We start from the raw sequence: 23873 nt of genomic DNA on the forward strand, positions 1-23873 counted from the left end.
AGACTGTTACCGCGCGCGAACCACGTGCTTGATCTCCTGGAACGCCTGCAAACCCCAAGGCCCCAGCTCGCGGCCGATGCTGCTCTGCTTGTAGCCGCCCCAGGCGGTCTGCGGGAAGATCACTTGCGGTGCGTTGATCCACACCAGCCCGGCCTGCAAGGCATTGGCGACTCGTTCGGCGTTCTGCACATCGGCGCCGACCACACTGGCCACCAGGCCGAATTCGCTGTCGTTGGCCAACGCGATGGCCTCGGCCTCGCTGGCGAAACTGCGCACGCAGAGCACCGGGCCAAAGATCTCCTCACGCCACAGCGCACTGTCGAGGGGCACTTCGGTGAAGATCGTCGGCCGCACAAAAAAGCCGCGCGCGCGGTCCGCCGGGCGCTCGCCACCGCATACCAACTTGGCCCCGACACTCAGCCCGCGATCGATATGGCCCAGCACACGCTGGTATTGCGCCTGGTTGACCAGCGCGCCCATCTCCACGTCCGGATCGAAAGGGTCCGCCACCCGAATCGCCTCGGCCCGAGCCTTGAGGCGCAGGAGGAATTCGTCCGCCAGCTCGTCGGCCACCAGCACCCGGCTGGTGGCGGAGCACATCTGCCCGGCGTTGAAAAAACCGCCGCCACAGGCCAGCTCCACCGCCAGTTCGAGATCGGCATCGGCCAGCACCAGCAGCGAAGATTTGCCACCCAGTTCCAGGCTCACGCCCTTGACGGTCTCCGCAGCACGCTGCATGACCTGGACCCCGACCGCATTGCTGCCGGTAAAGGAAATCTTCGCCACCCGCGGATCGGCCGCCAGCGGCGCGCCCACCGCCAGGCCGGTGCCACAGACCAGGTTGAACACGCCCTTGGGCAAGCCGCTCCCGGCGATGATCGCCGCCAGTTCCAGTTCCGGCAGCGGCGTGACTTCCGAGGGCTTGAGCACCACGCTGCAACCGGCGGCCAGGGCCGGCGCGAGCTTCCAGGCGGTGGTGACCATCGGGAAATTCCACGGCACGATCAGGCCGACCACGCCACAGGGCTCACGCCGCACACGGGCGCTGAAATCATCGCTGGGCAGCGGCACATCGCGGTCCTGGGCGGCGTCCAGGCCTTCGGCCAGCTCCGCGTAGTATTCGAAGGTGGCAATCACGTCGTCGACGTCGATGGCCGCTTCGAATTGCGGCTTGCCGTTGTTGCTCGACTGCAGGTGCATCAGGCGCTCACGACGCTCGGCGACACCGGCGGCGATCCGCCGCAACACCGCGCCACGCTCGGCGCCGCAGGTGGCGGCCCACTCGGCGAGCCCGGCCAGGGCGGCACTCACCGCCTGCTCGACGCTGTGCTGATCGCCGCCACCGACCACGGCCAGCGGCTCTTCGGTAGACGGATTGATCACCGGCAACCGCTCGCTGCCGGCATGCCACTGGCCATCGATGTACAGGCCGTTCAACAGGTTTGTCGGGTTCATGCCTGCACCGCCCGCATCCAGCCGGCCTGGTCGATTTCGATCAGGGTCGGGCCCTGACGATCACTGGCCGCGCGCAACGCATCGCGCAATCCGTCGACGCTGTCGATGGCCTCGGCGGCGCAGCCCAGGGCCTTGGCCACGCCGATGAAGTCTGGCGTGTAGATGTCCACGCCCACCGGCTCGATGTCGCGGTTGACCATGTACTTCTTGATCTCTTCATAGCCCTGGTTATTCCACAGCAGCACGATGATTGGCGTGCGTGCTTCCACCGCGCAGGCCAGTTCCGACAGGGTGAACTGCAGGCCGCCGTCGCCGATCAGGCACGCCACCGGGCCCCGGGCGTTGCGTTCGGAAGCGCCACCGAGCCAGGCGCCGATCGCCGCCGGCAAGGCATAACCCAAGGTGCCGTAGCCGGTCGAGGAGTTGAACCAGCGGCGAGGACGCTCGGGGTTGAAGGTCAGGTTACCGCTGTACACCGGCTGCGTGGAGTCGCCGACGATGACGATCTGCGGCAGCTCCTGCAGGACGGTTTCGAGGAACAGAGTCTGCGCCCGGGTCGGGGCGTCCCACTGCTGCTCCAGTGCGCTACGCAGGGCAGCGGCACAGGCCGCGCCCCAGGCGCTGTCGCGCTCGCTCAGCGGTTGTTTGCCCAGCTCGGCCAGCAAGGCCTCGGTTGCGCTGTGCGCGTCGGCCACCAGCGCCACTTTCGGCGGATAGTTGCGCACGGTCTGGTCAGGGTCGATGTCGATGCGCAGCAGGGTGCCAGGAATCTCGAAACCGCCGGCGAAAGTCACGTCGTAATCGGTTTCGGCCAGCTCGGTGCCGATGGCCAGGACCACGTCGGCATCGGCCACCAGGGCGCGGGTCGCCACCAGCGACTGGGTCGAACCGATCAGCAGCGGGTGCCGCGACGGCAGCATGCCCTTGGCGTTGATGGTCAGGGCCACGGGTGCCTGGAGCCATTCGGCGAGGCGGGTCAGGGACGCGGCGGCATCGATCGCGCCACCGCCGGCGAGGATCAGCGGACGCCTGGCGCCGGCCAGCAACTGGCTCATCCGCGCGATGGCGGCGGGCGCAGCGCCGGCCCGGGCGATGCTCACCGGCTCGCTGTCGAGCAGGTCGTCGGCCTCCTCCACCAGCACGTCGAGGGGGATTTCGATGTGCACCGGGCGCGGGCGGCCGGCCTGGAACAGGGCGAAGGCACGAGCCAGCACACCCGGCAGTTCCGCCGCGGACATCAGGGTATGGGAGAACGCCGCCACGCCGCCCACCAGGGCGCCCTGGTTCGGCAGCTCGTGCAGCTTGCCACGGCCGCCGCCGAGCTGGCTGCGCGATTGCACGCTGGAAATCACCAGCATCGGAATCGAGTCGGCATAGGCCTGGCCCATGGCGGTGGTGATGTTGGTCATGCCCGGGCCGGTGATGATGAAGCACACCCCCGGCTTGCCACTGGTGCGGGCATAGCCGTCGGCCATGAAACCGGCACCCTGCTCGTGACGCGGCGTGACATGCCGGATGCTCGAACGGGCCAGGCCGCGATACAGCTCGACGGTGTGCACCCCGGGAATGCCGAAGACCTGCTCGACGCCATAACCCTCGAGTAACTTGACCAACACTTCGCCGCACGTCGCCATGTCTTGCCCTTCTTGTTCGCTTGAGACGGTGTGCCTGGCTGGCCGCTGCATGGCCAGGCACGGGGAAGGCGTCATTGGAACGGGCTGCGTGTAGCGGGAACAATGGATAAAAAGTCATACTCGCCATGTCCTCACGTCATGCCTTGGCCCTTTATGAAACGCCTCCCGCCCTTGCCCGCGCTGCACACCTTTCTGATCACCGCGCGCTGCTGCAACTTCACCCACGCGGCCGAGCAGCTGCATATCACCCAGGGTGCGGTGAGCCGGCAGATCGCCGGCCTGGAGGGTCACCTGGGTTATGCCTTGTTCCAGCGCCAGGCCCGCGGCCTGAGCCTGACGGCCGAAGGACGGGAATGGCTGCCACGGGTGGAACAGGTGTTCGGCCTGATCAGCGAGGGGGTGGAACAGGTCGGGGTGAACCGCGACACCCTGCAACTCAAGGCGTCCACCTGTGTGATGCGCTGGTTGTTGCCGCGCCTGATGCAGTGGCAGAAAGAGCGGCCGGACGTGCCTGTGCGGCTGACCACCACCGTGCAGCACGGGGTGGACTTCAGTCGCGAACAATTCGACGCCGCGGTGATTTACGGTGCCCCGCCACCTTCCACCCTCGGTGCCTATCACCTGTTCGACGAACAGCTGACGCCGGTGTGTTCACCTGCACTGCTCGAAGGGGCGATACCACTCAACACCCCGGCCGACCTGCAGCAACACATGCTGCTGCACCCGACCCTGGATACCCATGACTGGAGTACCTGGCTGAAAGCCTCGGGGACGGTGCTGAACAACATCGGCAAGGGCCAGCATTTCGAAACCCTGGACCTGGCGATGTCGGTTGCTTCCCAGGGGACGGGGGTAGCTATTGGCGATTGGGCATTGATCGGCGAAGACCTGAGCGCCGGGCGGCTGGTCATGCCATTTGAATTGAAGGTCCGTACGGGGCTGGGCTATTACCTGGTGCACCCCGATCGCTCGGCACCGTCGCCGCAGTTACGGGCGTTGCTGGACTGGCTGGTGGAACAGGCCCGGGCACGATAGCCCTGTAGCCGCTGTAACCCTGTAGCCGCTGGCGCAGCCTGCGATCGAGCGTGTAGCGGTCGTAATCCGGTCAACACGTTGTACCTGCAAAAACGCGGTGTCTGGTTTTACGACTGCTGCGCAGCCGATCGCAGCCTCCGGCAGCGGCTACAGGATGTCTCAGTAACCGACGGTGAAACGCTGGCGGGAGTGCTTCGGTGTTTCCAGCTCATCGATCATGGCGATGGCGTAGTCGGCGAAGGTGATCCAGCTCTTGCCTTCGGCGCTCACCAGCAGGTGATCCTGGCCCAGGCGGAACTGCCCGCGGCGCTCGCCTTCGACGAACTCCGCCGATGGCGACAGGAAGGTCCAGTCCAGCTCTTGTTCCTGGCGCAGGGTATCGAGGAACACACTGCCGGCACTGGCTTCGGCCTTGTATTCGTCCGGAAAACCGGCGGCATCGATCACCCGGCTGCCGTCGGGCAACAGCAACGAACCGGCACCGCCCACCACCAGCAGGCGTTTGACCCCGGCCTTTTTCACCGGCTCGATCACGGCCTTGGGCGCGATGGTGGAAAAGTGCGCCGCGCTGATCACCGCATCGTGACCGGCGATCGCCGCTTGCAACGCCGCGCCGTCCAGCACGTCGACCGCCTTGCTCACCACACCAGCGCGATTGCCGATTTTCGCCGGGTTACGGGCAATCGCGGTAACGCTGTGACCACGACGCAGGGCTTCTTCCAGCAGTTGGCTACCGGCACGACCGGTGGCCCCAATGATTGCGATCTTGCTCATGACAGTTCTCCAGTTCCGATAAGTGACGCAAAGCCTTACAGGGAGTGCCCCCGCGCCAGGCGCGGGGACGGTCGAATCACCACTTCATTTCGCCCTTGGCGACCTTGGCGCTCAGCTCCAGGGAGCTGTCTTCGCCCAGGTCCGGGTAACGCTTTTTCATTGCCGCGATCAGTTCGGCGGAATCCTTGGCCTTGGCGGTTTCTTCATCGAAGGCCTTGATGTAGTCGGCGGTGAAATGCACCGGAGCCAGGGAGCGGGCGCTTTCGCCCAGGTAATGGCCGGGCACCACGGTCTGGGGTTTCAGCGCGGCGATGGTGTCCAGGGTGGTCAGCCAGTCCTTGTGGGATTGCGCGGTCTGGGTATCGGCCATCCACACATGGATGTTTTCCGCGACCACCACGCCACCGACGACCGCCTTGATCGACGGGATCCAGACGAAGGTGCGGTCAGGTTGCTTGCCGTCCAGGCCGATGATGTCCAGCTTCTGCCCTTCCAGGCTCAGGCTGTGGCCCTTGAGCACGCCCGGCACGATGGTCTTGGCCGGCACGTCGGCGCCCATTTTCGGGCCCCAGAATGCGAGCTTGCCGTCGACCGTAGCCTTGATGTGCTCGACGGTCGGCTGCGAAGCCACGACCTTGGCCTTGGGGAAGGCCCGGGTGATGGTGTCCAGGCCGAAGTAGTAGTCCGGGTCACCGTGGCTGATGTAGATGGTGGTCAATTGCTTGCCGCTGGCGCGAATCTTTTCCACCAGTTGCTCGGCCTGGGATTTGCCGAACTGCGCATCCACCAGGATCGCTTCCTTCTTGCCGCTCACCAGCACCGAAGTCACCGGGAAGATCGCCGCGGCGCCCGGGTTGTACACATCCAGGCTCAGGGCCGGCTCGACGGCGGCGGCATGGGCGGCGAAACCCAGGGTAGCGGTCGCCAGCAGCAGGCGCTTGAGTGAGGTGAATCCGATCATGTGCAGCTCCGATGGTCTGTCGGCCGTAAGTGGCCAGGGGTAGGTGGCGATAGGTAAATGGCGATGGAGATGAAGCTTAGTTGCCGCACTCGTTACAAAAAATGCGATGCTTGGACATAGTTTGTTTCTGAAAGCGGGCAAATCATGGATCGTCTTCAAGCAATGCGCGTCTTCGTCACCGTAGTCGACCTTGGCAGCCAGTCGGCCGCCGCCGACCACCTGGACCTCTCGCGGCCAGTGGTTTCGCGCTATCTGGCGGAGCTGGAGGACTGGGTCGGCGCCCGGCTGATGCACCGCACCACCCGCAAGCTGAGCCTGACCGCGGCGGGCACGGAGATCCTGCCGCGCTGCCGGCAGATGCTCGAATTGTCGACGGACATGCAGGCCGCCGTCAGCGAACCCGACGACGCGCCCCGCGGCTTGCTGCGCATCAGCGTCAGCACCTCGTTCGGCCAGGCCCAGTTGGCAGATGCCATGGCCACCTACGTCAAGCGTTACCCCGGCGTCAGCATCGACCTGCAGATGCTCGACCGCACGGTGAACCTGGTGGACGAGCGCATCGACCTGGCGATCCGCACCAGCAACGACCTGGACCCGAACCTGATCGCCCGGCGCCTGACGGTCTGCCGCTCGGTGATCTGCGCCTCACCGGCCTACCTGCGCGAGCACCCGGCGCCGCAACGCGTCGAGGAACTCAGCCAGCACAACTGCCTGACCCACTCCTATTTCGGCAAGAGCCTGTGGCATTTCGAGCAGGACGGCGAACAGGTTTCGGTCCCGGTGCAGGGCAATATCAGCGCCAACGAAGCCAGCACCCTGTTGCGCGCGACCATGGCCGGCGCCGGCGTGGCCATGCTGCCCAGCTACCAGGCCGGGGTGCATATCCACAGCGGCGAACTGGTGCGCCTGCTGCCCCACGCAGAGCCCCGGCAAATGAACATGTACGCGGTCTACGCCTCGCGCAAACACATGCCGGCGGCCCTGCGCAGCATGCTGGATTTCCTGGTGCTGCGCTTCCCCGAGGAGCCGGAGTGGGACAAGGGCCTTTAAAGCCCGATAAGACCGCTGAATACCGCATCAACACGCTGCCCGCGACCTGGCCGGCGGCCATGGCTGATCCACATGGCTGATCTATGCTGATAACAGTACCCCCACACGCGCAGGGGTATTCGTTCAGAGGTGTTTGCCATGAACATCAAAACAAGAAGATACCTGGCCATTTTCGTCACCTGTACCGCGACCCTGGCGCTGTATGGAACAGCGGCCTATCGCGTCGAGCAGGCCCGGCAACAGCCACGTGTCTACGCCAGCTGCAACGTCGACCAGTGCATCCCGCATACCGCGACCCTCAACTCCCTGAAATGATGCAGGCGCGCGGCGTCACGGTTCGTGATCGGTCTTCAGCCGGTCACGGAAAGCCTTGGGCGAGATCCCGACTCGGCGGCGGAACAGACGGGTGAAGTTGGTGGGATCGGAAAACCCCAGGGTGTCGGAAATCTCGTAGATGGTCATGCTGGTGTAGGTCAGCAGGCGCTTGGCCTCCAGCAGCTGACGCTCATGCATGATCTGCAGGGCCGGCTGGCCCGCCAGTTCGCGGCAGGTGCCATTGAGGTGGGAAACGGAAATCCCCAGCTTGTGCGCCAGGTCCTCGACCTTCACATGCTCGCGATAGTGGGCCTCCACCAGTTGGATATAGCCATTGAAATACTCCCGCGCCCGCTGCGGTCGCTGGCTGGCGCTGCGGCGCCGGATCGCCTGGCGGCTGACCCACACCATGATCACGCTGACCAGCGAGTGCATGAGCATTTCCCGCGCCGGCTCACGCCCCTGGTACTCGTTCTGCAACGCGGCAAACAGGCTGTTCAGGTAGTCGCCGTCGGCGCCCGCCGGGTAGCTCTCGGCTACGGCCAGGGCATTCACCGAGTGCCCCAGCTGGGCTTGCAGATGGGCCATCAAGGGCGCCGCCAGGGTCACCACATAACCGTCGATGTCTTCGGAAAAACGAAAGCCGTGCACCGACAGGGCCGGCAGGATCTGCAGCGCCGACTCCCCCAGCAGCGTGCGCTGGCCTTCGATCTCAAGCTCGGCCTGGCCGCGATGCACGAACAGTAATTGACAGAGATCGGCATGCCGATGCGGCTTGATTTCCCAATGGTGCTCGCGGCTGCGCTTGGAAATGGTTTCGCAGTGCAGCAGGTCCGGTGTCGGCCAATCCAGGCTTTCCCCATAGAGTTTGAACACCGGAATTGAAGGCAAGGCAGGCTTATTCATAACTGCAATCCAGGCCTCTGGGTGACGGGCGATAATCGCACCGATTGGTGAAATGAACAGGTATCGGCTCAGTTTTCACCTTCAACTGACAGCATCACAAGTGAAAAATGCAGGCACTCGAAACATAAAAATCAGTCAGCGAACCTGTTCGCATGAAGCTTGCGAGTCATAAAAACAATGAAAACCCTGAAAACTCAAGTCGCCATCATTGGCGCCGGCCCCTCCGGACTGCTGCTCGGCCAACTGCTGCACAAGGCCGGCATCGATACCCTGATCCTCGAACGACAAACCCCGGATTACGTACTCGGGCGCATCCGCGCCGGGGTACTGGAACAAGGCATGGTCGACCTGCTGCGCCAGGCCGGGGTCAGCCAGCGCATGGACGCCGAAGGCCTGGTGCACGGCGGCTTCGAACTGGCCCTCGACGGCCGTCGGGTGGCCATCGACCTGCACGCCCTCACTGGCGGCAAGAGCGTGACGATCTACGGCCAGACCGAAGTCACCCGCGACCTGATGCAAGCCCGCCAGGCCGTCGGCGCCCGGACCCTGTACCAGGCCGACAACGTGCGTCCTCACGACATGCAGAGCGACCAGCCCTACCTGACCTTCGATTACCAGGGCGAACCCCATCGCCTGGACTGCGACTACATCGCCGGCTGCGACGGCTTCCACGGGGTCGCCCGGCAGTCGATCCCGGCCGACAAGCTCAAGGTTTTCGAACGCGTCTATCCGTTCGGCTGGCTCGGCATTCTCGCCGACACCCCACCGGTCCACGACGAACTGGTCTATGCCCGCCACGAACGCGGCTTTGCCCTGTGCAGCATGCGGTCGACCACCCGCACCCGCTACTACCTGCAAGTACCGGCAGAGGAAAATGTCGCCGACTGGTCCGATCAACGTTTCTGGGACGAGCTCAAGAGGCGCCTGCCCGAGGAGCTGGCCGAACGCCTGGTGACCGGGCCGTCGATCGAGAAAAGCATCGCGCCGCTGCGCAGCTTCGTGGTCGAGCCGATGCAATACGGGCGGCTGTTCCTGGTCGGCGACGCCGCGCACATAGTGCCCCCCACCGGGGCCAAGGGCCTGAACCTGGCCGCCAGCGATGTCAGCACGCTGTTCAACATCCTGCTCAAGGTCTACCGCGAGCAGCGCACCGACCTGCTGCAGAAGTATTCGCAAATCTGCCTGCGGCGGATCTGGAAGGCCGAGCGTTTCTCCTGGTGGATGACCGCGATGCTGCACCGTTTCCCCGACTCCGACGACTTCAGCCAGCGCATCGCCGAGTCGGAGCTGGCGTACTTCGTCGACTCCGAGGCCGGGCGCAAAACCATCGCGGAAAATTACGTCGGCCTTCCTTACGAGGCTATCGAGTAGGAGCCTATCGAGTACACTGGCGAGCATTCCCGCTCGCCTTGCACCCTGCGGGTCAATCACTGCCCGCAGGTTATTTCGTGTCCAATCCCAACCAGCCTGGCCAGCCCAAACCGGCTCTTCGCAGCGTACTGATCGCCCTGATGCTGGCGATCTTCCTCGGCGCCCTGGACCAGACCATAGTCGCGGTCTCCATGCCCGCCATCTCCGCGCAATTCAAGGATGTCAGCCTGCTGGCCTGGGTGATTTCCGGCTACATGGTGGCCATGACCGTGTCGGTGCCGATCTACGGCAAGCTCGGCGACCTCTACGGGCGGCGCAAGCTGATGCTGTTCGGCATGGGTCTGTTCACCCTGGCGTCGCTGTTCTGCGGCATGGCGCAGAACATGGAACAGCTGGTCCTGGCGCGGATCTTCCAGGGCATCGGCGCCGGCGGGATGATTTCGGTCAGCCAGGCGATCATCGGCGACATCGTGCCGCCCCGCGAGCGCGGGCGTTACCAGGGCTATTTCAGCAGCATGTACGCGGCGGCCAGCGTCGCCGGCCCGGTGCTCGGCGGCTACATGACCGAATACCTGTCCTGGCGCTGGGTGTTCCTGATCAACCTGCCCCTGGGCCTGGGCGCCTGGCTGGTGGCCAGGCGCAACTTGCGCGGGCTGCCGATTCCGCAGCGCAAACCGATCATCGACTACCTCGGCACGCTGCTGATGATCATCGGCCTGACGGCCCTGCTGCTGTCGATCACCCATTTCGGCCAGGGCCACGCCTGGCGCAGCAGCGAAGTGCTGGGCCTGCTGGCGTGTGCTGTCGTCACCCTGGCCCTGTTCGCCTGGCATGAACGGCGCACGCAAGAGCCGCTGCTGCCCATGCACCTGTTCGCCAACCGCAACGCCATGTTGTGCTGGTGCACGGTGTTCTTCACCAGCTTCCAGGCCATCTCGCTGACGGTGCTGATGCCGTTGCGCTTTCAGAGCGTCACCGGCGCCGGTGCCGACAGCGCGGCATTGCACCTGCTGCCGCTGGCCATCGGCCTGCCGATGGGCGCCTACTTCGCCGGACGCATGACCTCGGTGACCGGCCGCTACAAACCGATGATCCTCGGTGGTGCCCTGCTGATGCCACTGACCGTTCTCGGCATGGCCTTCAGCCCGCCCCAGGCGGTGCTGCTGAGCAGTGTGTTCATGTTGTTCAGCGGGATTGCCTCGGGCATGCAGTTCCCGACGTCGCTGGTGGGCAGCCAGAACTCGGTGGAACAACGGGACATCGGGGTCGCCACCAGCACCACCAACCTGTTCCGCTCCCTGGGCGGTGCGGTGGGCGTGGCCTTGATGTCGGCGCTGTTGCTGGCGCTGTTGCAGGATTCCAGCTTCGCCCAGTTGAGCGGCTCGGCGCTGATCGGCGAAGGCCACTCGGGCAATGTGCTGCTCGACGGTCTGAACGCCGCGCCGGGTCCGGAACAGGGAGCCTTGCGGGCTGAGTTGCTGCTGACCTTCAAACACTTGCTGATGGTCAGCGCGGCGGTGTCGTTGCTCGGCTTGGCGGCGGCGCTGGCCATGCCCAACGCGCTGCTGCGCGGGCGCGAAGACAAGGTCAAATAACGGCATCGCCAGCCAGCTCTTCCACAGACGAGCTGGCTGGCGACCGACCTTTACGGGCTGTAGTACCCCACCGCCACCAGGAAGTGCCCGACCTTGCGCAGGTAGGCGTGCTTGTCTTCCACCTTGGCCGTCACCGGGTTCTTCCAGCGGTACTCATACTCGCCCTGCTCCTGGGTGGCCATCAGCGCCAGGATCGGCTCGCCCACCGGTTTGCCGTCCGGGTCCTTGACCTTGCCGAAGTCGGTATTGATCAACCGCAGATTGGTGCCGTGGGCCACGTAGCGCTGGTTGTCCAGATCGACCACGAACACATACAGGTCGTCCTGCAGGAAGCCGCCCTTGAGCGAGTTGATCGCTGTCAGCGTGCCCTTCTCATCCTTGACCAGTTCGGTCGCCGCCTTGTCCAGCAAGGCTTTGGCCTGCTCGGCGGAAGCCCGTGGCAGGTAATAGCCGACCGCCAGGATCCGCTCGCCGACCCGCTGGTAATACACATGCTTGCGCTCGACCTTGCCGTCGGCCCAGTTCTGCCAGCGGTATTCGGCTTGCTGGATGCCATTGCCCTCGGGAATCTTCAGCGCGTCCTTGAAGGCCTTTTGCAGATCCGGCCCGAGCACCTCGGAAACGTCGCGGCCGATCAGCGCCGACGACGGCCCGCCACTGGCCAGCATCACCCCCTTGGTGTCGACCACAAACACATAACGGTCCTTGTCGACGAACTCGCCCTGCCGGCTGAACGCGGCGAAGGCCTTGTCACCGTGGTCGTGGTAATAGGCCAGGGCCTTCTCCAGCAGGGCCTTGGCCGCCGTGGCATCGTCCGCCGCCTGGACCTGACTGGCGCAGAACATCAGCAACCCTCCCAGCACCGTGGCTCTAAGCAATCCCCTCATTGCGCGTCCCTCGTTCTTGTTGGTGTTTCAAGAGCGTAGACGGCTGCGGGATATGGTCGAGTATTCAGCGAAGCAGGGAGGCGAGAAGCAAAACCGCGACCTTCCCACGCCACGCGCGGGAAGGTCGCCAGGGTCAGGGGCGGGTATTGAGCTGCTGCTGCAGGTTCTGGATCTGGCTCTGCAGGGTATTGATGTTGCGAGTGACCTGGCCGCGGAAAGCGTCGAACTCGGCGGTGTTGGTGCCGCCCTGGGCCGCGGCGGGACGATTGTCCTGCTGGCTCTTGAGCACGATGATGTCCTGCTCCAGACGCTCGATGGCGGCGCTCGGGTTGCCCTGTTTCTTCAAGGCGGCGATCTCGGCGCTCAGGCTCTTGAACTGGGCATCGACCTTGCTGGTGTCGGCAGGCGCGCTTTTCAGGGCGGCCAGTTCGCTGCCCAAGGTTTTCACCTGTGCCTGCAACTGGGTATTGGCCGCCTGCTGCTCGGTGGCTTGCGCGGTCATCTGGGCCAGGCGCTTGTCCAGGTCCGTGGCCTGCCCGGCCACGCCTTGCTGCTGCTTGCCCTGGTCCTGCAGGCGGCTTTCCAGCTGTTTGATCTGCAACTTCAAGGCTTCGCTGTCGCTGTTGACGCTGGACTGGCTGGCCACCACCTTGCCGGAAATATCCTGCAGGCGCCCCGCCGCTTCTTCGCTGATGCGGGCGAAACTTTCCTGGGTGGCGACCAGTTGCTGCTCCATCAGCGAGATCTGCTGGAAGCTCCACCAGGCCAGGCCGATAAAGGCGAAGAACAAGGCGCCGACCAGCGCCCAGAGCGGCCCGGCACTCGGTGCCTTGACCTTGGCTGCCGGCACGCTGCGCGAATGCACCGAAGTACGCGCGCGGCCCGCGGCGGTGGTCGGGAAATCATCGTCGAGGGTATCGGCACGCAGGCTTGGAACATCGTCGAAGTCGTCGTTGGCATCGTTACGCATGGGGCAACCTTTCTAAACCGCGGTGATAGCTGAATGCGGCGAGTATAAACCGCTAACCCGCCGCCCTGATCGACCCTGAACCCCGAACTCGGTTCAGTGTTTATTTTCAGCGTATGTCCTGGGCCTTCCACCAGCCGCAGAATTCATCCAGGGCCGTCCACAGGCTGACCTTAGGTTCGTAATCCAGATAATGGCGGGCGCGGCTGATATCCAGGGTGAAGTTCTTGTTCATCACCTGCATGCCCAGGCGCGACAGGGTCGGCTCCGGACGGCCCGGCCAGAGCTTGCAGAAGCCTTCATTGAGGGCCGCCACGCTGTAGGCCAGGCCAAAGGAGCGGTAGCGCGTGACCTGCGGCACGCCCATCTGGCGCATCACGTAGTTCACCACGTCCCACAACGGCACGGGCGCGCCGTTACTGATGTTGTAGGCCTTGCCCAGGGCCGAGCCGCTGGCCAGCAGACTGCTGAGCAGCGCTTCGTTGAGGTTCTGCACACTGGTGAAGTCGACCTTGTTCAGGCCGTTGCCGATGATCGCCAGGCGGCCCTTGCGCTGCATCTTCAACAGGCGTGGGAAAATGCTCATGTCGCCGGCGCCGGTGACAAAGCGCGGGCGCAGCGCCAGCACCTCCAGGCCGAACTCCTGGGCGCCGAACACCTTCTGCTCCGCCAGGTATTTGGTGGCGGCATAAGGATGCTTGAAGCGCTTGGGCACCTGCTCCTCGGTCAGGCTCAGATGGTCGCGACCGTCGAAATAGATCGACGGCGACGACAGGTGCACCAGGCGCCGGACATGGCGCTTGAGGCAAGCTTCGACCACGTTTTCGGTGACCAGCACGTTGCCCTGATGAAAATCCTGATAGCGCCCCCAGAGCCCCACCGCTCCCGCGCAATGCACCACCGCGTCGACGTCGCGACACAGGTCGCGCACCAGGTCCGCGTCGCTCAAGTCGCCCTGGACGAACTCGGCCCCGCGCCGCACCAGATGCTCCACACCTTCGGCCCGACGCCCGTTGACCCGTACATCCAGGCCCTGCTCAAGGGCAAAACGCGCGAAGCGTCCACCAATGAAGCCGCTTGCGCCGGTGACCAGAATTTTCATGACTTGCTCCGATTGCTTTCGTGTTTCATGCCTGTCGCACTATGTATTGCTTAAAGCTATTGCCTGATGCCTTGACGCCTGACGTCACGCCAACGGCACCAGCCATTGCGCCGAAGAGCGCGCCAGGTGCTCGGTGAGCAGGCCCAGCAGTTGGCCACCATTGCGCCAATGATGCCAGTACAGCGGCACATCGATCGGCTTATCTGGCAAAAGCTCCACCAACACACCCCGCGCCAACTGGTCGCGCACCTGCAATTCGGGCACCAGCCCCCAGCCCAGCCCGGCCTCGGTCAGGCGGATGAAACCCTCGGACGAGGGACACAGGTGATGCTCGAACCCGCCATCGACCCCCAGTGCCGCCAGGTAGCGGTGCTGCAGGAAATCGTCCGGGCCGAACACCAGGGCTGGCGTGCGGGCCAGGCGCTCGGCTTGCACGCCTTGCGGAAAATGCCGTGCAAGGAAGGCCGGGCTGGCCAGGGCACGGTAGCGCATGGCACCCAGCAACACACTGCGGGCGCCCGCCACCGGCCGCTCGCTGGCGCAGACACAGGCCGCCACTTCGCCGGCGCGCATGCGCTTGAGGCCCACGGTCTGGTCTTCGACGATCAGGTCGAGGAGCAAGTGCTGCTCGGCACAAAAGTCGCCCACCGCCTCGGCCCACCAGGTGGCCAGGCTGTCGGCGTTGAGGGCGATGCGCAGACGCTCCGGCAAACCTTCCTCGTCCAGGGCCGGCACCTGGCTCTGCAGGTCGCGTTCGAGCAGGCGTACCTGCTGCACATGGTTGAGCAGGCGCCGGCCGATTTCCGTCGGCGCCGGCGGCGTGACCCGCACCAGCACCGGCTGGCCGATCCGCGCCTCGAGCAGCTTGATCCGCTGGGAAATGGCCGACTGCGACAACCCCAGCACCTGCGCGGCACGCTCGAATCCGGCCTGTTCGATGACCGCGGCCAGGGCGGACAGCAATTTATAGTCGAACATCAGTTTTCCTAATGAGCGATCAGTAATATTTGTTTTTCTTATACAGCCTGCCGCCAGAGAATAGCCAGCATGCTTTCTCGTTCAAGGACCTTTTTCATGGCTGGCGAAACCTCCCTCGATACCCTGCTGCGCAGCATGAGCCCGCAGCTCAACCACGGCGACTACGTGTTCTGCTCCATCGCCGATCGCGCGCTGCTCGAAGGTAGCGACGTACTGGGCAGCTTTCGCGAGCAGGAAGGACTCACGGTGATCCTCGAGCGCCAGCAGGCCGAGCGGCTGGGGCTGGGTTTCGATTACGTCGCGGCCTGGATCACCCTGAACGTGCATTCGGCCCTGGAAGCCGTCGGCCTGACCGCCGCGTTCGCCAGCGCCCTGGGCAAGGCCGGGATCAGCTGCAACGTGATTGCCGGCTACTACCACGATCATCTGTTTGTCGGTAAGGCCGATGCCGAACGCGCCATGGGCGTGCTGCGGCAACTGGCCTCGGGCGAGGAGTAAACGCCATGTGGCAGAGCTACGTTAACGGGCTGCTGGTGGCGGCCGGGCTGATCATGGCGATCGGCAGCCAGAATGCGTTTGTCCTGGCCCAGAGCCTGCGCCGTGAACACCACCTGCCGGTGGCCGTGCTGTGCGTGACCTGCGATGCGTTGCTGGTGGCGGCCGGGGTATTCGGCCTGGCCACGGTGCTGGCGCAGAGCCCGACACTGCTGGCGGTTGCCCGCTGGGGCGGCGCCGCGTTCCTGATCTGGTACGGCAGCCAGGCGCTGCGTCGCGCCTGTTCCAGGCAGAGCCTGCAACAGGGCGAGAACCAGACCGTGCGCTCGCTGCGCGCGGTGCTGCTCAGTGCGCTGGCGGTGACCCTGCTCAACCCCCATGTGTACCTGGACACGGTGCTGCTGATCGGCTCGCTGGGCGCGCAACAGACCGAACCCGGCGCCTATGTGGTCGGCGCGGCCAGTGCTTCGCTGCTGTGGTTTTTCACCCTCGCCCTCGGCGCCGCATGGCTGGCTCCGTGGCTGGCACGGCCGAGCACCTGGCGCATTCTCGACCTACTGGTGGCGGTGATGATGTTCAGTGTCGCGATCCAGTTGATGACCGCCGGGTGATTTATTCCAAAAGGCTAAGGGGATGCCCTCGCTAAATGACGAGCGCGCCGCCGCCCCGCAAAGCGCAAGACTAGGCGTGAGGAGCGTGGTTTGGTGGTCCAAATGAGCGACGAACAACGACGGATTGCGCTTTGCGGGGCGACGGCCCTTCGGGTTGGCGCTGTGATCGTGCCATGCTGCGTTGCGGGACTTGAAGAGGCAAAAAGCATCCTCTGCGTCCCGCGCCTTGCCTGGCACGATCACAGCGCCAACGCGTTTCGTCATTTAGCGAGGGCATCCCCTTGAACCTCTATCCCACACAGTTGTTGCGTGGTTATGCCGCACCCCCGGTGCTATGATCCGAACCCTGCGCCGCAAAGAGTACAAACTCCCCGGCGCTTGTCTGGCCGCCCGTGATCGGCCTTGCGCTCACCGCAACTGACCTGATTAGGAGAATCATCATGGCTTTCGAATTGCCGCCGCTGCCTTACGCACACGATGCCCTGCAGCCGCACATTTCCAAGGAAACCCTGGAATACCACCACGACAAGCACCACAACACCTATGTCGTGAACCTGAACAACCTGGTGCCAGGCACCGAGTTCGAAGGCAAGACCCTGGAAGAGATCGTCAAGTCTTCCTCAGGCGGTATCTTCAACAACGCCGCTCAGGTCTGGAACCACACTTTCTACTGGAACTGCCTGGCGCCAAACGCCGGCGGTCAACCAACCGGCGCACTGGCTGAAGCCATCAACGCCGCTTTCGGTTCGTTCGACAAGTTCAAGGAAGAATTCACCAAGACTTCCGTCGGCACCTTCGGTTCCGGTTGGGGCTGGCTGGTGAAAAAGGCTGACGGCTCCCTGGCCCTTGCCAGCACCATCGGCGCCGGCAACCCGCTGACCAGCGGCGACACCCCGCTGCTGACTTGCGACGTCTGGGAACACGCTTACTACATCGACTACCGCAACCTGCGTCCAAAGTACGTCGAAGCGTTCTGGAACCTGGTCAACTGGAAATTCGTGGCCGAGCAGTTCGAAGGCAAGACCTTCGTCGCCTAAGCCCGTTTGCAGTCAAAAAAACCCGGCATTGCCGGGTTTTTTCGTTTTACCGGCAAGGGCCAGATTTGCCGTGCCAGCCCGGCGGACTAATCTCTCTATTCAGCTAAAAAATCTCCGCCGTCCCTCAAGTTGCAAGGCTTGGCTACCGACATATAACCGATAAGCGCGGATATGCTGGCTCCCGGCATTCCAACCAAGCCTACAGGTGAAATATCCTGGGCCTGATTGTCCCTTTGACTGCCATCACGGGATTGCCAATACTCATGGCAACTTGACGCTACCCGCACGGAACAAGGAATAACCCTTTGAAGCTGGAACTCAAAAACAGCTTGTCGGTGAAGTTGCTCCGGGTTGTGCTGCTGTCGGCACTGATAGTGGGCGTAGTGCTGAGCTGCGCACAAATCGTCTTCGATGCTTATAAGACTCGGCAGGCGGTCGCTAATGATGCCCAGCGCATTCTCGACATGTTTCGCGACCCCTCGACCCAGGCCGTCTACAGCCTGGACCGCGAAATGGGCATGCAAGTCATCGAAGGCCTGTTCCAGGACGATGCTGTGCGCATGGCCTCCATTGGCCATCCCAACGAAACCATGCTCGCGGAAAAAACCCGTGAGTTGCAGAATTCCCCCAGCCGCTGGCTGACCGATCTGATCCTCGGCAAGGAGCGCACCTTCACCACCCAACTGGTGGGTCGCGGGCCCTACAGCGAATACTACGGCGACCTGAGCATCACCCTCGACACGGCCACCTACGGCCAGGGATTTATCGTCAGCTCGGTGATCATTTTCATTTCCGGCGTACTGCGCGCCCTGGCCATGGGCCTGGTGCTGTACCTGGTTTACCACTGGCTGCTGACCAAGCCGCTGTCGCGGATCATCGAGCACCTGACCACCATCAATCCGGACCGCCCCAGCGAACATCAGATCCCGTTGCTCAAGGGCCACGAGCGAAACGAGCTGGGAATCTGGATCAATACCGCCAACCAGTTGCTGGCATCGATCGAACGCAACACGCACCTGCGCCATGAAGCGGAAAACAGCCTGCTGCGCATGGCCCAGTACGACTTCCTAACTGGCCTGCCCAACCGCCAGCAGTTGCAGCAGCAACTGGACAAGATCCTGATCGACGCCGGCCGCCTGCAACGCCGGGTCGCGGTGCTCTGTGTCGGCCTCGACGACTTCAAGGGCATCAACGAACAGTTCAGCTACCAGACCGGCGACCAGTTGCTGCTGGCCCTGGCCGATCGCCTGCGGGCCCACAGTGGCCGCCTGGGCGCCCTCGCCCGCCTTGGCGGCGACCAGTTCGCCCTGGTCCAGGCCGATATCGAACAACCCTACGAAGCCGCCGAACTGGCGCAGAGCATTCTCGACGACCTGGAAGCACCGTTCGCCCTTGATCACCAGGAAATCCGCCTGCGCGCCACCATCGGCATCACCCTGTTCCCGGAAGACGGCGACAGCACCGAGAAGCTGCTGCAGAAAGCCGAGCAGACCATGACCCTGGCCAAGAGCCGGTCGCGCAACCGTTATCAGTTCTATATCGCCAGCGTCGACAGCGAGATGCGCCGGCGCCGCGAACTGGAAAAAGACCTGCGCGAAGCCCTGAGCCGCGAGCAGTTCCACCTGGTCTACCAGCCGCAGATCAGCTACCGCGATCATCGGGTGGTCGGGGTCGAGGCGCTGCTGCGCTGGCAGCATCCGGAACACGGCTTCGTCCCGCCGGACCTGTTCATTCCCCTGGCCGAGCAGAACGGCACCATCATCGCCATCGGCGAATGGGTGCTGGACCAGGCCTGCCGCCAACTGCGCGAATGGCATGACCTGGGCTTCAGCGACCTGCGCATGGCGGTCAACCTGTCCACCGTGCAACTGCACCACGCCGAGCTGCCGCGGGTGGTCAACAACCTGCTGCAGATCTATCGCCTGCCGCCGCGCAGCCTGGAGCTGGAAGTCACCGAAACCGGCCTGATGGAAGACATCAGCACCGCCGCCCAGCACCTGTTGAGCCTGCGCCGCTCGGGGGCGCTGATCGCCATCGACGACTTCGGTACCGGCTACTCGTCCCTGAGCTACCTCAAGAGCCTGCCGCTGGACAAGATCAAGATCGACAAGAGCTTCGTCCAGGACCTGCTGGATGACGACGACGATGCGACCATCGTGCGGGCGATCATCCAGCTGGGCAAAAGCCTGGGCATGCAGGTGATCGCCGAGGGCGTGGAAACCGCCGAACAAGAGGCCTATATCATCTCCGAAGGCTGCCACGAAGGTCAGGGTTATCACTACAGCAAACCCCTGCCGGCACGGGAGCTGAGCGCCTACCTGAAACAGGCCCAGCGCAGTAACGCGGCCATCCTCTGAAGACCCGATTGCGCGCATAAGCCTGATCCAGCGCAATCGCTTCCTGAATAGGAAATATTTACAACCACAACCCTTTACACATAATGCAAATCTTTCGCATTATGTCGCAGTTTTGCGCATCCCCCGCGCCACTCCACCCCTCTCTCGAAGCAGGATGTTCGCCATGATTCGTATGCCTCTGGCTACCGCCAGTCTGTTGGCCATCGCTATTTCCCTCGCCGGTTGCGGCGAAGGCAAAGACCAGGCTGCCGCGCCGCAAGCCGCTACCCCAGCTGCCAGCACCGCAGCCCCGGCCACCGCTCCTGCGGCCGGCAAGGTCGATGAAGCGGCAGCCAAGGCGGTCGTCGCGCATTACGCCGACATGGTCTTCGCCGTGTACAGCGATGCCGAATCCACCGCGAAGACCCTGCAGACCGCGATCGACGCCTTCCTCGCCAAGCCCAACGCCGACACCCTGAAAGCCGCCAAGGCTGCCTGGGTCGCCGCTCGCGTGCCTTACCTGCAGAGCGAAGTGTTCCGCTTCGGCAACACCATCGTCGACGACTGGGAAGGCCAGGTGAACTCCTGGCCGCTGGACGAAGGCCTGATCGATTACGTCGACAAGTCCTACGAGCACGCGCTGGGTAACCCGGGCGCCACCGCCAACATCATCGCCAACACTGAAGTCCAGGTCGGCGAAGACAAGGTCGACGTGAAGGACATCACCCCGGAAAAACTCGCCAGCTTCAACGAGCTGGGCGGTTCCGAGGCCAACGTCGCCACCGGCTACCACGCCATCGAGTTCCTGCTCTGGGGCCAGGACCTGAACGGCACCGGCCCTGGCGCCGGCAACCGTCCGGCTTCCGACTACCTGGAAGGCGCCGGCGCCACCGGCGGCCACAACGACCGTCGCCGTGCCTACCTGAAAGCCGTGACCCAACTACTGGTCAACGACCTGGAAGAAATGGTCGGCAACTGGAAGCCGAACGTGGCCGACAACTACCGCGCCACCCTGGAAGCCGAGCCGGCTGAAAGCGGCCTGCGCAAAATGCTGTTCGGCATGGGCAGTCTGTCCCTGGGCGAACTGGCGGGCGAGCGCATGAAGGTGTCCCTGGAAGCCAACTCCCCTGAAGACGAGCAGGACTGCTTCAGCGACAACACCCACAACTCGCACTTCTACGATGCCAAGGGCATCCGCAACGTGTACCTGGGCGAATACACCCGCGTCGACGGCACCAAGCTGACCGGCGCCAGCCTGTCGTCGCTGGTGGCGAAAATCGACCCGGCCGCCGACACCGCATTGAAGGCCGACCTGGCCGCCACCGAAGCCAAGATCCAGGTCATGGTCGATCACGCCAACAAGGGTGAGCACTACGACCAGTTGATCGCCGCCGGCAACGACGCGGGCAACCAGATCGTGCGTGACGCCATCGCCGCGCTGGTCAAGCAGACCGGTTCGATCGAACAGGCCGCGGGCAAGCTGGGCATCAGCGACCTGAACCCGGACAACGCCGATCACGAGTTCTGATCACTGTTGCGGGAATGAAAAGGCGACCTTCGGGTCGCCTTTTTTGTGCCTGTCTATGACGCGGCCCCTGTAGCCGCTGCCGCAGGCTGCGATAAGGCCGCAGGCCTTCAGCGATCTTGAAACCCTGCGCCCCCTTCGGTGGCGATCGCAGCCTGCGGCAGCGGCTACAGGACCAGACCAGAGCCGGGGGACAGGGACAGGCAGGCTTCGCTTGCGTTGTCCCACGTCAAGCGGAACGATAATTCCTCTTATTCAAACTCCCCTGCCCTGTTAGACTTTGCGCCCTTGTTTTGCTCGTCCTGCAGGATATCCGATGCCCCCGTCGCTGCTTCGCTGGTCTGCGCTGTTCATGGCCTTGAGCCTGAGTGCCTGCGATGACGCCCCGCGTTTTACCCAGGCCGAGCCGGGCGAAGCGCGTTCCGGCGGTGAAGCGACCGTGCGCAAGAGCGACCAGAACGCCTTTTCCATGCCGTCGGCCAACCTGTCGCCGACCCGGCGCCTGGACTTCAGCGTCGGCAACAGTTTCTTCCGCAGCCCCTGGGTGATCGCCCCCTCGACCACCACCGCCCGCGATGGCCTGGGCCCGCTGTTCAACACCAACGGCTGCCAGAACTGCCATATCAAGGACGGCCGCGGCCACCCGCCGACGCCCGACTCGGATAACGCCGTGTCGATGCTGGTGCGCCTGTCGATCCCCAATGAGCCGGCCTACGCCAAGGTCATCGAGCAGTTGGGCATAGTGCCCGAGCCGGTGTATGGCGGGCAGTTCCAGGACATGGCGGTGCCTGGCGTCGCCCCGGAAGGCAAGGTGCGGGTCGAGTACGAGCCGCTGACCGTGCGCTTCAAGGACGGCAGCGAAGTCGAACTGCGCAAGCCGAAGCTGCAGATCACCCAGCTCGGTTATGGCCCGATGCATCCCGACACCCGCTTCTCGGCCCGCGTGGCGCCGCCGATGATCGGCCTGGGCCTGCTCGAAGCCATCCCCGAGGCGGCGATCCTGGCCAATGCCCAAGCGCAAGCCAAGGCTGGCAATGGCATTGCCGGACGGCCGAACCGGGTCTGGGACGATGCCCAGCAAAAGACCGTACTCGGGCGTTTTGGCTGGAAAGCCGGACAACCCAACCTCAATCAACAAAATGTTCACGCGTTCTCTGGTGATATGGGCCTGACCACCAGCCTGAGACCCTTCGATGACTGCACCGACGCCCAGACCGCCTGCAAGCAAGCCCCCAACGGCAACGGGCCGGATGGCGAACCGGAAGTCAGCGACAACATCCTGCGCCTGGTGCTGTTCTACAGCCGCAACCTCGGGGTACCGGCGCGGCGCGAGGTTGGCTCGCCACAGGTGCTGGCCGGCAAGAACCTGTTCTATCAGGCCGGCTGCCAGTCCTGTCATACCCCCCGGTTCACCACCGCCGCCGACGCCGCGGAACCCGAGCTGGCCAACCAAGTGATCCGCCCCTACAGCGACCTGCTGCTGCACGACATGGGCGAAGGCCTGGCCGACCACCGCAGCGAATTCCAGGCCGGCGGCCGCGACTGGCGCACGCCGCCGTTGTGGGGGATCGGCCTGACGGAAACGGTCAGCGGCCACACCCAGTTCCTGCATGACGGTCGCGCCCGCAACCTGCTCGAAGCCGTGCTCTGGCACGGCGGCGAGGCCCAGGCGGCGCAGCGACAGGTTTTATCCTTCAATGCCGAACAGCGCGCTGCGCTGCTGGCATTCCTGAATTCTCTTTAACGCCTTCTTACAAGAAACGGGAGCCCGAACATGTTCCGTCCCAAGCTGTTGTTCACCAGCCTTGCCGCGCTCGCCCTGGGCGCCTGCTCGCCGCAGGACCCACAAGCCGTGACCTCGGCGGCCATCGCCAAACAGGTGATCCTGCCGACCTACAGCCGCTGGGTCGAAGCCGACCGCCAGCTGGCGATCAGCGCCCTGGCCTTCTGTGAAGGCAAGCAAAGCCTGGACACCGCCCGTGCCGACTTCCTGCACGCGCAGAAAGCCTGGGCCGAACTGCAACCCTTGCTGATCGGGCCGCTGGCCGAGGGCAACCGCTCCTGGCAAGTGCAGTTCTGGCCGGACAAGAAGAACCTGGTCGGCCGTCAGGTCGAACAGCTGGTCAGCGCCACGCCGCAGATCGACGCCGCCGCCCTGGCCAAGTCCAGCGTCGTGGTGCAAGGCCTCTCCGCCTACGAATACATCCTGTTCGACAGCAAGATCGACATGGCCAACAGCGAGCAGAAAGCCCGCTACTGCCCGCTGCTGAGCGCCATTGGCGAACGCCAGAAGCAGCTCGCCGAAGAGATCCTGTCGCGCTGGAACACCAGCGACGGCATGCTCGCGCAGATGAGCAAGTTCCCCAACCAGCGCTACGCCGACTCCCATGAGGCCATCGCCGACCTGCTGCGGGTCCAGGTCACCGCGCTGGACACCCTGAAGAAGAAGCTCGGCACGCCGATGGGCCGTCAGAGCAAGGGCATTCCACAGCCGTTCCAGGCCGACGCCTGGCGCAGCCAGTCGTCCATGCAGAGCCTGGAAGCCAGCCTCGCCGCGGCCCAGACCGTCTGGGCCGGGGTCGACAACAAGGGCCTGCGCGGCCTGTTGCCGGCCGAGCAGAAGCCGCTGGCCGACAAGATCGACGCCGCCTACACCGCCTCGCTGAAGCTGTTCGCCAGCACCCAGCGTTCGCTGACCGAGCTGCTGGCCGACGACGCCGGCCGCCAGCAACTGAACGATATCTACGACAGCCTCAACGTCGTCCACCGCCTGCACGAAGGCGAACTGGCCAAGGCACTGGGCATCCAACTGGGCTTCAACGCCAACGACGGTGACTGA

The 23873-nt window shown here is 64.1% G+C and carries 21 protein-coding genes; 12 read left to right on the forward strand and 9 right to left on the reverse strand.

The window, feature by feature from the left end:
• Nucleotides 1–6: 6 nt before the first annotated feature.
• A complete protein-coding gene (locus tag AC07VU_RS14460) occupies nt 7–1455 on the reverse strand; it encodes an aldehyde dehydrogenase family protein (RefSeq protein WP_277589488.1) in 1449 nt (482 codons plus the stop codon).
• Complete coding sequence (locus AC07VU_RS14465) at nt 1452–3089, reverse strand: 5-guanidino-2-oxopentanoate decarboxylase (RefSeq protein ID WP_277589489.1); 1638 nt, start codon at nt 3087–3089, stop codon at nt 1452–1454. The genes AC07VU_RS14460 and AC07VU_RS14465 overlap by 4 nt, the downstream gene beginning before the upstream one ends.
• Before the next feature lie 153 nt (nt 3090–3242).
• On the opposite strand from AC07VU_RS14465, the gene AC07VU_RS14470 reads away from it, so the two are divergent.
• Nucleotides 3243–4124, forward strand: coding sequence for a LysR substrate-binding domain-containing protein (locus tag AC07VU_RS14470; RefSeq protein ID WP_277589490.1), 882 nt, complete (start codon nt 3243–3245; stop codon nt 4122–4124).
• 159 nt (nt 4125–4283) lie between these two features.
• Here AC07VU_RS14470 and AC07VU_RS14475 read toward each other — a convergent pair whose 3' ends face one another.
• Both AC07VU_RS14475 and AC07VU_RS14480 read right to left on the reverse strand, forming a co-directional pair.
• Complete coding sequence (locus AC07VU_RS14475; RefSeq protein WP_009045330.1) at nt 4284–4898, reverse strand: NAD(P)-dependent oxidoreductase; 615 nt, start codon at nt 4896–4898, stop codon at nt 4284–4286.
• 76 nt (nt 4899–4974) lie between these two features.
• Nucleotides 4975–5859 carry an MBL fold metallo-hydrolase gene (locus AC07VU_RS14480; protein WP_007929792.1) on the reverse strand — a complete coding sequence of 295 codons (885 nt, stop codon included), beginning with the start codon at nt 5857–5859 and terminating at the stop codon, nt 4975–4977.
• A 144-nt stretch (nt 5860–6003) separates the two neighbouring features.
• On the opposite strand from AC07VU_RS14480, the gene AC07VU_RS14485 reads away from it, so the two are divergent.
• Together AC07VU_RS14485 and AC07VU_RS14490 are read left to right on the forward strand one after the other, a co-directional pair.
• Nucleotides 6004–6909 (forward strand): LysR family transcriptional regulator, encoded by a 906-nt coding sequence (locus AC07VU_RS14485; RefSeq protein WP_037035534.1) that lies wholly within the window; start codon nt 6004–6006, stop codon nt 6907–6909.
• Between the two features lie 138 nt (nt 6910–7047).
• Nucleotides 7048–7224, forward strand: coding sequence for a hypothetical protein (locus AC07VU_RS14490; protein WP_009045332.1), 177 nt, complete (start codon nt 7048–7050; stop codon nt 7222–7224).
• A gap of 15 nt (nt 7225–7239) precedes the next feature.
• On the opposite strand, the gene AC07VU_RS14495 is transcribed toward AC07VU_RS14490, so the two are convergent.
• Complete coding sequence (locus tag AC07VU_RS14495; protein WP_053262424.1) at nt 7240–8130, reverse strand: helix-turn-helix domain-containing protein; 891 nt, start codon at nt 8128–8130, stop codon at nt 7240–7242.
• 186 nt (nt 8131–8316) lie between these two features.
• Here AC07VU_RS14495 and pobA point away from each other — a divergent pair, with 186 nt between their 5' ends.
• Entirely contained in the window at nt 8317–9501 is a 1185-nt protein-coding gene (pobA, locus tag AC07VU_RS14500; RefSeq protein ID WP_274304478.1) for a 4-hydroxybenzoate 3-monooxygenase, read from the forward strand.
• Between the two features lie 77 nt (nt 9502–9578).
• Nucleotides 9579–11096, forward strand: a complete 1518-nt coding sequence (locus AC07VU_RS14505; RefSeq protein ID WP_277589491.1) for an MDR family MFS transporter — start codon at nt 9579–9581, stop codon at nt 11094–11096.
• Between the two features lie 50 nt (nt 11097–11146).
• On the opposite strand, the gene AC07VU_RS14510 is transcribed toward AC07VU_RS14505, so the two are convergent.
• From AC07VU_RS14510 to AC07VU_RS14525, 4 genes are all read right to left on the reverse strand, one after another.
• Complete coding sequence (locus tag AC07VU_RS14510) at nt 11147–11983, reverse strand: cache domain-containing protein (RefSeq protein WP_037035532.1); 837 nt, start codon at nt 11981–11983, stop codon at nt 11147–11149.
• Between the two features lie 133 nt (nt 11984–12116).
• The gene (locus AC07VU_RS14515) at nt 12117–12953 is read right to left on the reverse strand and encodes a hypothetical protein (RefSeq protein ID WP_062824802.1); all 837 of its coding nucleotides are present in this window, start codon (nt 12951–12953) and stop codon (nt 12117–12119) included.
• 106 nt (nt 12954–13059) lie between these two features.
• Nucleotides 13060–14052: an NAD-dependent epimerase/dehydratase family protein gene (locus tag AC07VU_RS14520; protein WP_277589492.1), complete on the reverse strand. Its 993-nt coding sequence runs from the start codon at nt 14050–14052 to the stop codon at nt 13060–13062.
• A gap of 84 nt (nt 14053–14136) precedes the next feature.
• A complete protein-coding gene (locus tag AC07VU_RS14525; RefSeq protein WP_009045339.1) occupies nt 14137–15030 on the reverse strand; it encodes a LysR family transcriptional regulator ArgP in 894 nt (297 codons plus the stop codon).
• Between the two features lie 96 nt (nt 15031–15126).
• On the opposite strand from AC07VU_RS14525, the gene AC07VU_RS14530 reads away from it, so the two are divergent.
• The 7 genes from AC07VU_RS14530 to AC07VU_RS14560 all read left to right on the forward strand — a co-directional run bounded on the left by AC07VU_RS14530 (nt 15127) and on the right by AC07VU_RS14560 (nt 23873).
• Nucleotides 15127–15528: an ACT domain-containing protein gene (locus tag AC07VU_RS14530; protein ID WP_102678500.1), complete on the forward strand. Its 402-nt coding sequence runs from the start codon at nt 15127–15129 to the stop codon at nt 15526–15528.
• A gap of 5 nt (nt 15529–15533) precedes the next feature.
• Complete coding sequence (locus AC07VU_RS14535) at nt 15534–16136, forward strand: LysE/ArgO family amino acid transporter (RefSeq protein WP_053262430.1); 603 nt, start codon at nt 15534–15536, stop codon at nt 16134–16136.
• A 440-nt stretch (nt 16137–16576) separates the two neighbouring features.
• The gene (locus AC07VU_RS14540; RefSeq protein WP_007929765.1) at nt 16577–17173 is read left to right on the forward strand and encodes a superoxide dismutase; all 597 of its coding nucleotides are present in this window, start codon (nt 16577–16579) and stop codon (nt 17171–17173) included.
• Nucleotides 17174–17478: 305 nt separating this feature from the next.
• Nucleotides 17479–19530, forward strand: a complete 2052-nt coding sequence (locus tag AC07VU_RS14545; protein ID WP_007929764.1) for a putative bifunctional diguanylate cyclase/phosphodiesterase — start codon at nt 17479–17481, stop codon at nt 19528–19530.
• Nucleotides 19531–19693: 163 nt separating this feature from the next.
• Complete coding sequence (locus tag AC07VU_RS14550) at nt 19694–21037, forward strand: imelysin family protein (protein ID WP_495030058.1); 1344 nt, start codon at nt 19694–19696, stop codon at nt 21035–21037.
• A gap of 313 nt (nt 21038–21350) precedes the next feature.
• Entirely contained in the window at nt 21351–22778 is a 1428-nt protein-coding gene (locus AC07VU_RS14555; protein ID WP_123572569.1) for a di-heme oxidoreductase family protein, read from the forward strand.
• Nucleotides 22779–22808: 30 nt separating this feature from the next.
• Nucleotides 22809–23873 carry an imelysin family protein gene (locus tag AC07VU_RS14560; protein ID WP_053262432.1) on the forward strand — a complete coding sequence of 355 codons (1065 nt, stop codon included), beginning with the start codon at nt 22809–22811 and terminating at the stop codon, nt 23871–23873.

Source organism: Pseudomonas sp. GW821-FHT02B10, from assembly GCF_059421865.1.